Source organism: Pseudomonas taetrolens (assembly GCF_900475285.1).
GTDB classification, from domain to species: domain Bacteria; phylum Pseudomonadota; class Gammaproteobacteria; order Pseudomonadales; family Pseudomonadaceae; genus Aquipseudomonas; species Aquipseudomonas taetrolens.
Genome location: NZ_LS483370.1, coordinates 4037305 through 4052127 on the forward strand (window position 1 = coordinate 4037305; position 14823 = coordinate 4052127).

The following is a 14823-nucleotide window of genomic DNA, read 5'->3' on the forward strand; positions in this document are numbered from 1 at the left end:
TGCCAACACCCAACTCAAAATAAAATCTTTATAAATCAATAGCTTGCCAATTTTCCTGATTCGCCGGATCGTGCAGAATGCATGACACTTGGCAAAACTGCGTGCAACTTGCGGCTTTCAGCTCATGGCCTTTCGCCCAAGGTCGCGATATTCCTGCAGGCATAAAAAAAGGATCCCGAAGGATCCTTTTTTCTACCCGGGTATTGAAGCGATTACGCTTCCGATGCCTTGGCAGCTGCTACGTCCTTGATGGACAGTTTGATACGGCCGCGGTTGTCCACGTCCAGTACCAGCACTTCCACTTCCTGACCTTCTTTCAGAATGTCAGTCACTTTCTCTACGCGAGCGTCGCTCAACATGGAGATGTGAACCAGGCCGTCTTTGCCCGGCAGGATGTTTACGAATGCGCCGAAGTCGACGATACGCTCAACCTTGCCCACATAGATCTTGCCGATCTCGGCTTCGGCAGTGATGCCCAGAACGCGCTGACGCGCCGCTTCTGCTGCTTCTTTGGTCTCGCCGAAGATCTTGATCGAACCGTCGTCTTCGATATCGATCGAAGCTTTGGTTTCTTCACAGATTGCACGAATGGTTGCGCCGCCTTTACCGATAACATCACGGATTTTGTCGGTGTCGATCTTCATCGCGATCATGGTCGGAGCGTTGGCCGACAGCTCGTTACGCGACTGGCCAATGATCTGGTTCATCTGACCCAAGATGTTCAGGCGAGCTTCCAGGGCCTGGCCCAGGGCGATCTCCATGATTTCTTCGGTGATGCCTTTGATCTTGATGTCCATCTGCAGCGCGGTAACACCTTTGGAGGTACCGGCTACTTTGAAGTCCATGTCGCCCAGGTGGTCTTCGTCACCCAGGATATCGGTCAGGACGGCAAACTTTTCGCCTTCTTTAACCAGACCCATGGCGATACCGGCAACCGGTGCCTTCATCGGAACACCAGCGTCCATCAGTGCCAGGGAAGCACCGCAGACCGAAGCCATGGAGCTGGAACCGTTGGATTCGGTGATTTCCGATACAACACGGATGGTGTACGGAAACACGTCGGCAGCAGGCAGCATGGCCTGAACCGAACGACGCGCCAGACGGCCGTGACCGATTTCACGACGACCGGCACCGCCCATGCGACCACACTCACCTACCGAGAACGGAGGGAAGTTGTAGTGCAGCATGAACGGGTCTTTTTTCTCGCCTTCCAGGGTGTCCAGCAGCTGCGCGTCACGAGCAGTACCCAGAGTTGCAACAACCAGAGCCTGAGTTTCGCCACGGGTGAACAAAGCAGAACCGTGGGTCTTCGGCAGAACACCGACTTCAATGTTCAGGGGACGAACAGTTTTGGTGTCGCGACCATCGATACGTGGCTTGCCGTTTACGATGTTTTCGCGAACGGTGCGGTATTCGATTTCGCCGAATGCAGCTTTGACTTCAGAGGAAGTCGGCTGACCTTCTTCGCCCGACAGCTTGGCAACTACCTGGTCTTTCAGCTCGCCCAGACGCGCGTAGCGATCGGCCTTGATGGTAATGGTGTAAGCCTGGGAGATCGCTTCGCCGAACTCGGCACGGATAGCGCCCAGCAGTGCGGTCGCTTCTGGCTGTGGAGCCCAGTCCCACGTTGGTTTGGCAGCTTCGGCAGCCAGCTCTTTGACAGCCTGGATCACAACCTGGAATTCGTCGTGGGCAAACAGTACAGCGCCCAGCATCTGGTCTTCGGTCAGCTCTTTGGCTTCCGATTCAACCATCAATACGGCTTCCGAAGTACCCGCTACAACCATGTCCAGGCTGGAAGCAGCCAGTTGTTCGTAAGTCGGGTTCAGCAGGTAGCCGGTGCTTTCGTGGTAAGCGACACGGGCAGCGCCGATCGGACCATCGAAAGGAATACCGGAGATTGCCAGCGCAGCCGAAGTACCGATCATCGCAGCGACGTCCGGATCGGTTTTCTTGCTGGTGGACAGAACGGTGCAGACAACCTGCACTTCGTTCATGAAGCCTTCCGGGAACAGAGGACGGATCGGACGGTCGATCAGTCGCGAAGTCAGGGTTTCTTTCTCGGAAGGGCGACCTTCACGCTTGAAGAAACCGCCCGGGATTTTGCCCGCGGCGTAGGTTTTTTCCTGGTAGTGAACAGACAGAGGGAAGAAGCCCTTGCCTGGATCGGCTTGCTTGGCACCGACCACAGTCACCAACACGCTGACGTCGTCGTCAACGGTGACCAATACTGCGCCGGAAGCCTGACGGGCGATACGGCCAGTCTCGAGGGTGACGGTCGACTGACCGAACTGGAATTTTTTGATAACCGGGTTCACGGTGTCCTACCTTCTCTTTGTGGCTCTTGGGGAACGGGTTTCTTGCGAAATACGTGTGCACTGTCGGGCATTGACCCGACTCAAGATGCTTACGGAAACGGCCTGTACGGCGAGCTTTCGTAAAGGTCCTGCTGGTCCAGATAAAACTTGAGGCTGGAAGCCTGCCGTACGCCTGCGGGAAACCCGCAAGCGCACAACAGCCAACCAGCCTCTAGCAACATCGCTATTAGCGACGCAGACCCAGGCGAGCGATCAGCGTTGCGTAACGGCTGATGTCTTTACCCTTCAGGTAGTCCAGCAGCTTGCGACGCTGGTTTACCATACGGATCAGACCACGACGGGAGTGGTGATCTTTACCGTTAGCCTTGAAGTGACCTTGCAGCGTGTTGATGTTAAAGGTCAGCAGTGCAACCTGCACTTCTGGAGAACCTGTATCACCTGGAGCGCGCTGGTAGTCGGCTACGATTTCTGCTTTATGTTCGATTGTCAGTGCCATGTGGCTTTCCTTTCATTAAGGAGCTGCTTGCGAACAAGACAGATCCAATAGGCCGAGGACAAATCCTCGTATTTAAAAGTGAGATGTGACCGTGCCTAATAACAGCCACCCTCGTTCCAGTACGGAACAGGACAGTTACATCCTGATCCGGCCTGTTCCGGTCATTCTGACCGAATCAGTCGACGCGGCGCGATGCGCCCGTCTTCGCTCACTTCACCGATACCGATAAAGCGACCGTTGTGATCTTGTACCCGCACCATTCCGAACTTCGGAGCATCCGGAGCGCGTACCGGTTGGCCATTCAGCCAGTAGAACGCGCTGTGCTCCGAGAAGTGCAGCAACGGCCAGTCCAGCAAACCGCTGTCCGATGGCATCAGGAAGCGATCAACCGCTTCATTGCCGCCTTCGGCATGTACTGCCTCCAACTCTTCCAGCGTCACCGTTTGGGCCAGGCTGAAAGGTCCGGCATGCGTACGACGCAGCTCTGCAACATATGCACCACACCCCAGCGCCTCACCGATATCTTCCACAAGGGTACGGATATAGGTGCCTTTGGTGCAGTCGACGGCCAAGCGCGCAGTGTCGCCTTCGCTGGCCAGTAATTCGAGGCGGGTAATAGTAACAGAACGTGGTTCACGCTCCACCACTTCGCCTGCACGAGCCAGCTTGTAAAGCGGCTGGCCGTCACGCTTGAGCGCCGAGTACATCGGCGGTATCTGACTGATTTGCCCACGAAATTTGGGTAAAACAGCTTCGATATCGGCGCGACCAACGGTCACTGGGCGCGTCTGCAAAACGTCACCTTCAGCGTCCGCTGTGGTGGTGGTCTTGCCCAATTGCATCAAGGTTTCATAACCCTTGTCGGAATCGAGCAGGTATTGCGAAAACTTGGTGGCTTCACCGAAGCATAATGGCAGTACGCCACTCGCCAATGGATCGAGGCTACCGGTGTGCCCTGCCTTCTCGGCATTGAGCAGCCAGCGGACTTTCTGCAAGGCAGCGTTGGATGTAAATCCAAGAGGCTTGTCGAGCAGGATGATACCGCTGACGTTACGACGGATACGCTTGACCTGAGCCACCGGTTACTCCTTGGTGTCTTCAGGAGCAGTGGCTTCAGGATGCTGATTGTCTTCAGCCACTGCACGCTCGATCAAAGCGGACAGGTGAGCACCACGCACAACACTTTCGTCGTAGTGGAAGTGCAGCTGAGGAACACTGCGCAGTTTCATTTCACGCGCCAGTTGCATGCGCAGGAAACCTGCAGCCGAATTCAGCACCTTGATGGTCTGAGCGATATCTTCAGCATTATCCTGACCCATCACGGTGATGAAGATCTTCGCATGACCGACGTCACGGCTGACTTCAACGGCTGTAATGGTGACCAGACCCACACGCGGGTCTTTGACTTCACGACGGATCAGCTGGGCCAGCTCGCGCTGCATCTGATCGCCAATACGTTGGGTACGGCTATATTCTTTTGCCATGTCTTGTTACCTGTTACTCACCCATGGGAAACCCATGCGGTCTGAAAGCGGCAAACGCCCGGCCCGACAGAAGCCGGACCGGGCGTTGCGTTTAGAGTCCAGGCCGAGCGTAAAGCATTTGCATGCCGTAGCCCGTCCTCGCTCTTGAGGCTCGCGATTTAGAGGCTGCGAGCAACCTGGACCTTCTCGAACACTTCGATCTTGTCACCGACTTTAACGTCGTTGTAGCTCTTGACGCCGATACCGCATTCCATGCCGGCACGCACTTCGGACATGTCATCTTTGAAGCGACGCAGGGATTCCAGCTCGCCTTCGTAGATAACGATGTCTTCACGCAGTACGCGGATTGGACGGTTACGGTGAACAACACCTTCCAGCACCATGCAACCTGCAACCGCGCCAAACTTGGGCGAACGGAACACGTCGCGGACTTCAGCAATACCCAGGATATTTTCCCGGACGTCGCTGCCAAGCATGCCGGTAAGGGCTTTCTTGACGTCTTCGATGATGTCGTAGATGACGTTGTAGTAACGCATGTCCAGGCCTTCTTGCTCGACAATCTTGCGAGCGCCGGCATCGGCACGCACGTTGAAGCCGAACAATACAGCGTTGGAGGCCAGTGCCAGGTTGGCATCGCTCTCGGTGATACCACCGACACCGCCGCCGACTACGCGCACTTGCACTTCGTCGTTACCCAGGCCGCTCAGAGCGCCCTGCAGAGCTTCCAACGAACCACGGACGTCAGATTTGAGGACGATGTTAAGCGTCTTCTTCTCTTCCTGGCCCATGTTCTCGAAGATGTTTTCCAGCTTGCCTGCGTGAGCACGCGCCAGTTTCACTTCGCGGAACTTGCCTTGACGGAACAGGGCAACTTCACGCGCCTTCTTCTCGTCAGTCATCACGCTCATCTCGTCGCCAGCATCTGGCGTACCGTCCAGGCCGAGAATCTCGACCGGGATGGATGGACCGGCTTCCTTGATAGGCTTGCCGTTCTCGTCGAGCATGGCGCGGATACGGCCATAGTTGGAGCCGACCAGAACCATGTCGCCCTGGCGAAGAGTACCGTCCTGAACCAGAACCGTTGCAACAGGGCCGCGACCTTTGTCCAGACGGGATTCAACAACTACGCCACGGCCAGGAGCCGATGGAGTGGCCTTGAGTTCCAGTACTTCGGCTTGCAGCAATACGGCTTCGAGCAACTCGTCAACGCCGGTACCCATTTTGGCCGAAACCGAAACGAATGGAGTATCACCACCCCACTCTTCCGATGTCACGCCATGAACGGACAACTCGCTGCGGATGCGATCAAGATCAGCACCTGGCTTGTCGATTTTGTTCACTGCAACAACCAGTGGAACGCCAGCAGCCTTGGCATGCTGAACAGCTTCAACGGTTTGCGGCATTACGCCGTCATCTGCCGCAACAACCAGAATCACGATGTCAGTCGCCTTGGCACCACGTGCACGCATTGCGGTAAACGCAGCGTGACCCGGGGTATCGAGGAAAGTGACCATGCCGCGTTCGGTTTCAACGTGGTACGCACCGATGTGCTGAGTAATACCACCGGCTTCGCCAGCAGCTACCTTGGCACGACGGATGTAGTCGAGCAGGGACGTTTTACCGTGGTCAACGTGGCCCATTACGGTCACAACCGGAGCACGGGAGAACGACTCGCCTTCAAACTTCAGGGACTCGGCCAGGGAATCTTCCAGGGCGTTGTCGCTGACCAGAGTCACTTTGTGGCCCAGTTCTTCAGCAACCAGTTGAGCAGTTTCCTGATCAAGTACCTGGTTGATGGTGGCTGGAGTACCCAGCTTGAACATGAACTTGATGACTTCAGCAGCCTTGACCGACATCTGTGCAGCCAAATCGCCAACAGTGATGGTCTCGCCAATCTGTACGTCACGAACAACAGGGCCGGTTGGGCTCTGGAAACCGTGAGCGTTGCGCTTCTTCAGCTTGCCCTTGCCACGACCGCCGCGACGGAAGCTGTCGCTTTCTTCGTCGGAAGTGCGTGGAGCAACACGTGGAGTCGGTGCTTTTTCTTTAACCGATGCGCGATGCGGTGCGTTCTTGCGATCGCCGTCACCACTGCCGCGACGATTGCTATCGTCAGCACGTGGCTTGTCAGGGCGACGCTGTTCGTCACGCTTGCGTGCATCTGCTGCCGGTGCAGGGGCTGCAGCCGGTGCTGCTTGCACAGGTGCAGGTGCAGCAACGGCTGGCGCTGCGGACGGAGTAGATGCAGGCTGGCGGCGCGCTTCTTCTTCGGCACGACGCTTGGACTCTTCTTCAGCCTTCTGACGTGCGGCATTTTCTACTGCACGGCGTTCATCCATCTCACGCTTGCGCTCGGCTTCGATTTCTTCCGGGCTGCGTTGTACGAAGACTTTCTTCTTGCGTACTTCAACGCTGATGCTTTTGCTGCCAGCTACACGCAGGGTACTGGTGGTTTTACGCTGCAAAGTGATCTTGCGCGGTTCTTCCACTTTAGCCTTGTGGCTGCTTTTCAGGTGAGTCAGCAGAGCTTGCTTCTCACTGTCGGTCACATTCTGCTCGGCGGCGTTGTGCGGCAGACCTGCCTCACGCATCTGCTGCAACAGGCGCTCAACCGGTGTTTTGACCTCATCGGCCAGTTGTTTCACCGTGACTTGCGTCATGCATTTCTCTCCTCAGGCCGCGCCTAATTACTCGAACCAATGGGCTCGGGCGGCCATGATCAACTTGCCGGCACGATCATCGTCAATGCCGTCGATGTCGAGCAGGTCGTCAATAGACTGCTCGGCCAGGTCTTCGCGGGTAATTACGCCGCGCACCGCCAGTTCCATCGCCAAATCCTTGTCCATACCCTCAAGCGAGAGCAGGTCTTCGGCCGGATGGGCGTCTGCCAGCTTTTCCTCAGTAGCGATGGCTTTAGTCAACAAGCGATCCTTGGCCCGAGCGCGAAGCTCGTTGACGGTATCTTCGTCAAAGCCATCGATGTTGAGCATTTCCTCCACCGGTACGTAGGCAATCTCTTCCAGGCTAGTAAAGCCTTCATCTACCAGCACCTGCGCCAGGTCTTCATCAACTTCCAGCTCTTCGATGAAGTTGCGCAGGATGTCGCCGGTTTCTGCTTGCTGCTTAGCCTGGATGTCCGATTCGGTCATCACGTTCAAGGTCCAGCCGGTCAACTGGCTGGCCAAACGTACGTTCTGACCGCCGCGACCAATCGCCTGGGCCAGATTGTCTGCGCCAACGGCGATGTCCATTGCATGGGCATCTTCGTCGACGATAATTGCCGCCACTTCTGCGGGCGACATGGCGTTGATCACAAACTGCGCCGGGTTGTCATCCCAAAGGACGATATCCACTCGCTCACCGCCCAATTCGCCGGACACTGCCTGGACACGCGAACCGCGCATACCGATACAGGCACCTTGCGGATCGATGCGTTTGTCTTTGGAGCGAACGGCTATTTTAGCGCGAGATCCAGGATCGCGGGAGGCCGCCATCACTTCGATCAGGCCTTCGGAGATTTCTGGAACTTCAATACGGAACAGCTCGATCAACATTTCTGGCGCAGTACGCGACAGAATCAGTTGAGGACCGCGGTTCTCGGTGCGAATTTCTTTCAGCAGTGCGCGAAGGCGTACGCCAACACGGAAAGTCTCACGCGAAATGATGTCTTCACGGGCCAACAACGCTTCAGCGTTATTACCCAGGTCAACGATCACATTGTCACGGGTCACTTTCTTGACTGTGCCAGAAATGATTTCGCCCAGACGCTCACGATAAGCATCGACTACTTGAGCGCGCTCAGCTTCTCGGACTTTTTGCACAATAACCTGCTTGGCAGTTTGTGCAGCAATCCGACCGAATTCGATAGAATCGATTTTTTCTTCGATAATATCGCCGGCCTTCGCGCCTGGCTGTTTCGCCTGGGCCTGGTCTACCGCCAACTCGATTGCTGGATCATCCAGATCTTCGTCTTCGACCACAGTCCAGCGACGGAAAGTCTCATAGTTACCGGTGTGGCGATTGATTTCCACACGCAGTTCGACTTCGTCTTCAAAACGCTTTTTAGTAGCGGTGGCCAGAGCCAGCTCCAGCGCTTCAAAAATAACGTTTGCCGGTACGCCCTTTTCATTGGACACCGACTCAACAACCAGCAGTACTTCTTTGCTCATCGTACGCCTCGCCTTTCGCAAGCCATTGGATCCGCGGGATCCGCGTCTCAGTCAAAACTGGGAATAATGTTGGCCTTGTCGATCATATCGATCGGCAACAGGAATTCGTGGTCTTCAACCTGCACCACAACATCCTGCTCCTCTACGCCGCGCAGAAGGCCCTGAAAGTTGCGTCGCCCTTCAAAAGGCGAGCGCAGCTTGATCTTCACTTGCTCACCGACAAATTGCGCATACTGTTCGATCGTGAACAGCGGGCGTTCCATGCCAGGAGAAGAAACCTCAAGGGTGTATTCAACAGCGATAGGATCTTCGACATCCAGTACGCCGCTGATTTGGCGGCTGACGATGGCGCAGTCATCCACCAATACGCCGCCTTCCTTGTCGATATACACACGCAACATTGAATGGCGGCCTTGAGCCGAAAATTCAATACCCCAGCATTCATAGCCAAGGGCCACGACCACCGGGGCCAACAAGGCCTGCAACTGTTCTAGCTTGCTCGACACCTGAACCCCCTAGTGCATGTTTGTGCATGCTATGCAGAATGAAAAAATGGGCGAAGCGCCCATCCCTGAAACGCCGTTGAATACCGGCGTTATAAAGTGTCCAGTTAACAAAAAGCCCCTAAGAAGGGGCTCCGCTAAAACTGGTTGCGGGAGCCGGATTTGAACCGACGACCTTCGGGTTATGAGCCCGACGAGCTACCAGACTGCTCCATCCCGCGACAAAGCTGGAGCGGAAGTATACGGTTGATCCTTTTCAGGGTCAATCCAACCTTCCACATACAAGAAAGCCCGCTACTGCGGGCATTCTTGATAATTGGTACCGAGAAGGGGACTCGAACCCCTACACCCTATGGGCACAACCACCTCAAGGTTGCGTGTCTACCAATTCCACCACCTCGGCAATACTACGTTACATCATGAAACCCGTTTTACTTTTGCTCTTGAGCTGGAGGTACGTCAGTCGCAGGAGTTGCCGACTTTTGCTCTTGAAGCACCGGAACATCATCTGAAACCGGTTGTTGCTTTGGCACTTCCAACACCGCTGGATTTGGCAAACCTACTTGAGTCAGCTGTTCAGCCTTCTCTTTAGCAAAGTAACCTAACCCCAAGCTGGTTATGAAAAAACCTGCGGCAAGTATAGCAGTAAACTTACTAAGAAAGGTAGAGGAACCTTGGCTTCCGAACACAGTATTTGATGCACCTGCACCAAAAGATGCTCCAGCATCCGCCCCTTTACCCTGTTGCAGCAAAACCAGTGCAATTACACCCAATGCTGTCAGCAGATGAAAAACAGTTACGACGTTATCCAGCATTTTCAGTTTCCTGCGGCACGAATAATCGCACCGAACTCATCTGCATTCAGGGAAGCCCCGCCAATGAGTCCCCCATCGATATCCGGCATGCTGAACAGTTCGACCGCATTGGCCGCCTTCACGCTGCCGCCGTATAGAAGCCGCACACCTTGCGCCACTTCAGAATTCTTTTTCGCCAGCTGTGTGCGAATGGCCGCATGCACATCTTGCGCTTGCTGCGGTGATGCAGTCAGCCCGGTACCAATGGCCCAGACCGGCTCATATGCAATCACTGCATTTTCAAAAGCCTCAATACCGAACTCATCAATGACGACATTCAGCTGACGCTCTACCACCTCAAGCGTTTGCCCTGCTTCACGCTGCTCCAGGGTTTCCCCTATACACAGCACTGGCGTCAAGCCAGAAGCCTGGACAGCTGCAAACTTGCGGTTAAGCGTCTCATCCGACTCACCCAGAATCAGGCGGCGCTCGGAGTGACCTACCAACACAAACTTGCAACCCGCATCCACCAACTGACTCGATGAAATCTCGCCAGTCAGTGCACCTTGCCTGGACTCGATCGCAGCATTCTGAGCACCGACCGAAATCGATGCACCTTGCAAGCCATTGATCACACGATCAATAAACAGCTCAGGTGGAAATACTGCGACATCGACATTGCCTGGCAAGGTCAGCGTACGCAGACCGTCGATCAGCTCAACGACGCTGGCGCAGGTACCGTGCATCTTCCAGTTACCAGCTACCATAGTGCGACGCATGCTTTACCTCGTCGGTCAAAGTGGGCGCAGATGTTACCCAACCAAATCCGCGCTTGCAAGCCGAATTCAGGCGCAAACTTCACTTACTAGCTTCGCCAGCTCTTCTGCATAGCCACGAACCATGTTTTCGTCGTCACCTTCCACCATGACGCGCACCAAAGGTTCGGTACCCGACTTGCGCAACAGTACGCGACCACGCCCCTGCATCGCCTCAGTCACTCGTGCACACGCCTCTTTGACCACAGGGTGCTCAACGGGATTAACCCCGCCTGCAAAGCGAACATTCAACAGGACCTGTGGGCACTTGCCCAATGCCTGACGTGCTTGAGCGAGGCTTTCATCGCGACGGCCCAACGACAGTAGCACTTGCAGCGCAGCGATAATCGCATCGCCGGTCGTGGTGTGCTGGAAGCAGACGATATGCCCGGAGTTCTCACCTCCTACCTGCCAGTCGCGCTCTTGCAACTCGGCAATGACATAACGATCGCCGACATTGGCCCGCACAAATGGAATGCCAAGGTCGGCCAGAGCCAATTCAAGCCCGAGATTGCTCATCAGCGTACCGACGACACCACCCTGCAATTTGCCACGCTCATGCATATCCCGCGCAATGATGAACAGCAGGTCGTCACCATCAACAATGGCGCCCGTGTGGTCGACCATGAGCACGCGATCGCCATCACCATCGAAAGCGATACCCAGATCAGCCTGCTCAGCCAGGACAGCAGCCTGCAATTGCCCCATATGGGTCGAGCCGCAATTGTCATTGATGTTCAAGCCGTTGGGCTGTGCCGACAACACAGTGACCTGTGCGCCCAACTCTCTGAATACGCTCGGAGCCACCTTGTAGGTAGCACCATGCGCACAGTCGACAACAATTTTGAGACCGCTGAACTTGGTGCTGCTTGGCACGCTGCTTTTACAGAACTCGATGTAGCGACCCGACGCGTCATTGATACGCGACACTTTGCCGAGCTTGTCAGAATCGACAACCGTCATGGGCGCGTCGAGCAACTCCTCGATCATCAGCTCAACATCATCAGGCAGCTTGGTGCCGTCTCCCGAGAAGAACTTGATACCGTTATCGTCATGGGGATTGTGCGAAGCACTGATTACGATGCCTGCTTCCGCATGAAAGGTGCGCGTGAGGTAGGCAATCGCCGGCGTGGGCATTGGCCCCAACAACAGCACATCTGCGCCTGCCGCCGACAAGCCGGCCTCCAGGGCCGACTCAAACATATAACCCGAGATGCGAGTGTCCTTGCCTACCAGAATCCGGCAGGCACCCTTGCTGCGAAACGCCATACCCGCTGCCCAACCCAACTTGAGCATAAAGTCAGGGGTAATCGGATAAACGCCGACCCGGCCACGAATACCGTCGGTGCCAAAATATTTCTTTGTCATAAGCGCTCCATCATTCTTACTTAGTCGGCGGACTCTACCGCTGCGATCATCCGTACCACATCAACTGTTTCAGCAACATCATGCACGCGCAGGATTCGCGCGCCTTTGGTCATGGCCAGCGCTGCAAGAGCCAGGCTGCCAAACAGCCGCTCATCCACAGGCCGACCCAAGGTCTGACCGATCATGCTTTTACGTGACACTCCCACCAGCAATGGCCGCCCCAATAAAAACAGGGCATCCATGTGTTTGAACAGGCTGAGGTTGTGCTGCAATGTCTTGGCAAAACCGAATCCCGGGTCGAGCACTATACGCTCAGGGGCAATTCCCGCAGCCACACAGCGAGCCATGTGATCCGCCAGGAACGTCGATACCTCACCGACCAGGTCTTCGTAATGCGGATTGTTCTGCATATCGCCGGGCTCACCGAGCATATGCATCAGACACACTGGCAATCCCGTGGCTGCAGCCGCCTGCAAAGCACCTTCACGGCGCAGCGAGCGCACATCATTAATAAGCCCGGCACCCAGGCGCGCAACCTCAGTCATGACGGTTGGCGCGGAGGTATCGACCGAAATAATGACATCCAGTTCACGGCTGATGCGCTCAACAACAGGAGCAACCCGATCGAGCTCCTCCTGCGGTGAAACCACAGGTGCCCCTGGACGCGTTGACTCACCGCCAACATCAACCAGGGTCGCACCGGCCAGAACCATCGATTCGGCATGCCGTAAAGCCGCATCCAGCGGAGCAAAACGTCCGCCATCAGAGAAGGAGTCAGGGGTTACATTGAGAATACCCATAACATGCGTATGGGCCAAATCAAGAACCCGGTTGCCGCAAGGCAACCGGGTAGAGGAGTGAACAGAGGTCATTTCAAGCCTTAGTGATCAGCAGCAGGGCCGCCGATAGGAGCTTCCGGACGTTCGGGCTTATCCAGCGTTGGCGCTGTCGGTTTACCCGAGCCGCCATCTTCCCAATCACGAGGCTCGCGAGGCGGACGACCGGACATGATGTCATCGATCTGATCAGCATCGATCGTTTCGTACTTCATCAACGCGTCAGCCATGGCCTCAAGCTTGTCACGATTGTCGGTCAGGATCTGCTTCGCCGTGCCGTAGCACTGATCAATGATGCTGCGCACTTCAGAGTCGATCAGCTTGGCTGTCTCGCCTGAAACGCTTGCACCCTGACCGCCGCCACCACGCCCCAGATAGGACTCATCATCTTCGGCGTACATAAGCGGGCCAAGTTTCTCGGACAACCCCCACTTGGTGACCATGTTCCGCGCAATTTGACTTGCACGCATGATGTCATTGGACGCGCCAGTGGTAACGCCATCAAAGCCCAGCGTCATCTCTTCGGCAATACGACCACCATAAAGCGAACAGATCTGACTGATCAGTGCACGCTTGGACAAGCTGTAACGGTCTTCTTCGGGTAGGAACATGGTCACACCCAATGCTCGACCGCGAGGAATGATAGAGACTTTGTACACCGGATCATGTTCCGGCACTACGCGCCCCACAATGGCGTGACCCGCCTCATGGTAAGCCGTGTTGCGCTTCTCTTTATCCGACATGACCATCGATTTGCGCTCGGCACCCATCATGATCTTGTCTTTGGCCAGCTCGAATTCCTTCATTTCAACAACACGCTTACCGGTGCGCGCGGCGAACAAGGAAGCTTCGTTGACCAGGTTAGCCAGATCCGCACCCGAAAAGCCTGGAGTACCACGAGCAATCACAGCGGGCTGAACGTCGTCACCCATCGGCACTTTGCGCATGTGCACCTTGAGGATCTGCTCGCGACCACGAATGTCCGGCAAGCCAACCACAACCTGGCGGTCAAAACGGCCTGGACGCAGCAACGCCGGGTCGAGTACATCCGGACGGTTGGTGGCAGCAATCACGATGATGCCATCGTTCATTTCAAAGCCATCCATCTCAACCAGCAACTGGTTGAGCGTTTGCTCACGCTCATCATGACCGCCGCCCATACCGGCACCACGGTGACGACCAACAGCATCGATTTCATCGATGAAAATGATGCAAGGCGCGTGTTTCTTGGCCTGTTCGAACATGTCACGAACACGGCTCGCCCCGACACCGACAAACATTTCAACAAAGTCGGAACCGGAGATCGTGAAGAACGGTACCTTGGCTTCGCCGGCAATCGCCTTGGCGATCAGGGTTTTACCCGTACCTGGAGGGCCAACCATCAGCACACCGCGAGGAATCCGGCCGCCCAGGCGCTGGAACTTGCCAGGATCACGAAGGAACTCAACCAGCTCACCGACTTCTTCCTTGGCCTCATCGCACCCGGCTACATCAGCCAGGGTCGTCTTGACCTGATCTTCGGACAAAAGACGCGCCTTGCTCTTGCCAAAGCTCATCGGGCCGCCTTTACCGCCGGCTCCGCCCTGCATTTGACGCATGAAGAACATGAAGACCGCGATAATCACCAGAATCGGGAAGCTCGCAACCAGCAGTTGAGTCCATATGCTTTGCTGCTCAGGCAATTTGCCTTCAACGGTCACATGGTTATCAACCAGATCACCAATCAAACCGTTGTCCTGAATGGCCGGACGAATGGTCTTGAAGGTATCGCCATCGCTGCGTTTGCCGGTAATCACGTAGCCATCCACGGCAACGCGTTCGACCTTGCCATCCTTAACTTGCTGGATGAAGTCGGAATAGTTGAGGGTTTGTGGCTCGTTTGGACTGGAGAAGTTGTTCATCACTGTCACCAGGACAGCGGCGATGATCAACCACAGGATCAGATTCTTTGCCATATCGTTCAATTAGCTACCCTCTGAAGCAAGCCCCGCTACTGAAGCGTGCTTCGCATGATATTCACCGGCATAACTTACTACATTG

General features: G+C 55.5%; 12 protein-coding genes and 2 tRNA genes. All 14 read right to left on the reverse strand.

What is annotated here, in order from left to right; translation table 11 throughout:
- Positions 1 to 212 precede the first annotated feature (212 nt).
- On the reverse strand, positions 213 to 2318 hold the full coding sequence (pnp, locus tag DQN55_RS18760; RefSeq protein ID WP_048383708.1) for a polyribonucleotide nucleotidyltransferase: 2106 nt from the start codon (positions 2316 to 2318) through the stop codon (positions 213 to 215).
- Between the two features lie 226 nt (positions 2319 to 2544).
- Entirely contained in the window at positions 2545 to 2814 is a 270-nt protein-coding gene (gene rpsO / locus DQN55_RS18765; protein ID WP_048383704.1) for a 30S ribosomal protein S15, read from the reverse strand.
- A 161-nt stretch (positions 2815 to 2975) separates the two neighbouring features.
- Entirely contained in the window at positions 2976 to 3893 is a 918-nt protein-coding gene (gene truB / locus DQN55_RS18770; protein WP_048383701.1) for a tRNA pseudouridine(55) synthase TruB, read from the reverse strand.
- Positions 3894 to 3896: 3 nt separating this feature from the next.
- Positions 3897 to 4298 (reverse strand): 30S ribosome-binding factor RbfA, encoded by a 402-nt coding sequence (rbfA, locus tag DQN55_RS18775; RefSeq protein WP_048383699.1) that lies wholly within the window; start codon positions 4296 to 4298, stop codon positions 3897 to 3899.
- 158 nt (positions 4299 to 4456) lie between these two features.
- Positions 4457 to 6958, reverse strand: a complete 2502-nt coding sequence (gene infB / locus DQN55_RS18780) for a translation initiation factor IF-2 (RefSeq protein WP_048383698.1) — start codon at positions 6956 to 6958, stop codon at positions 4457 to 4459.
- A 27-nt stretch (positions 6959 to 6985) separates the two neighbouring features.
- Positions 6986 to 8467, reverse strand: a complete 1482-nt coding sequence (gene nusA / locus DQN55_RS18785) for a transcription termination factor NusA (protein ID WP_048383696.1) — start codon at positions 8465 to 8467, stop codon at positions 6986 to 6988.
- Positions 8468 to 8514: 47 nt separating this feature from the next.
- Positions 8515 to 8973, reverse strand: a complete 459-nt coding sequence (gene rimP, locus DQN55_RS18790; RefSeq protein WP_048383693.1) for a ribosome maturation factor RimP — start codon at positions 8971 to 8973, stop codon at positions 8515 to 8517.
- A gap of 141 nt (positions 8974 to 9114) precedes the next feature.
- Positions 9115 to 9191 (reverse strand) — tRNA-Met (locus DQN55_RS18795).
- Positions 9192 to 9287: 96 nt separating this feature from the next.
- A tRNA-Leu gene (locus tag DQN55_RS18800) sits at positions 9288 to 9373 on the reverse strand.
- 28 nt (positions 9374 to 9401) lie between these two features.
- On the reverse strand, positions 9402 to 9785 hold the full coding sequence (secG, locus tag DQN55_RS18805; RefSeq protein WP_048383690.1) for a preprotein translocase subunit SecG: 384 nt from the start codon (positions 9783 to 9785) through the stop codon (positions 9402 to 9404).
- Between the two features lie 2 nt (positions 9786 to 9787).
- Positions 9788 to 10543: a triose-phosphate isomerase gene (tpiA, locus tag DQN55_RS18810; protein WP_048383688.1), complete on the reverse strand. Its 756-nt coding sequence runs from the start codon at positions 10541 to 10543 to the stop codon at positions 9788 to 9790.
- 66 nt (positions 10544 to 10609) lie between these two features.
- Positions 10610 to 11947: a phosphoglucosamine mutase gene (gene glmM / locus DQN55_RS18815; protein WP_048383686.1), complete on the reverse strand. Its 1338-nt coding sequence runs from the start codon at positions 11945 to 11947 to the stop codon at positions 10610 to 10612.
- Between the two features lie 20 nt (positions 11948 to 11967).
- Complete coding sequence (folP, locus tag DQN55_RS18820; RefSeq protein WP_048383684.1) at positions 11968 to 12819, reverse strand: dihydropteroate synthase; 852 nt, start codon at positions 12817 to 12819, stop codon at positions 11968 to 11970.
- An 8-nt stretch (positions 12820 to 12827) separates the two neighbouring features.
- Entirely contained in the window at positions 12828 to 14738 is a 1911-nt protein-coding gene (ftsH, locus tag DQN55_RS18825; RefSeq protein WP_048383682.1) for an ATP-dependent zinc metalloprotease FtsH, read from the reverse strand.
- Positions 14739 to 14823: the final 85 nt, after the last annotated feature.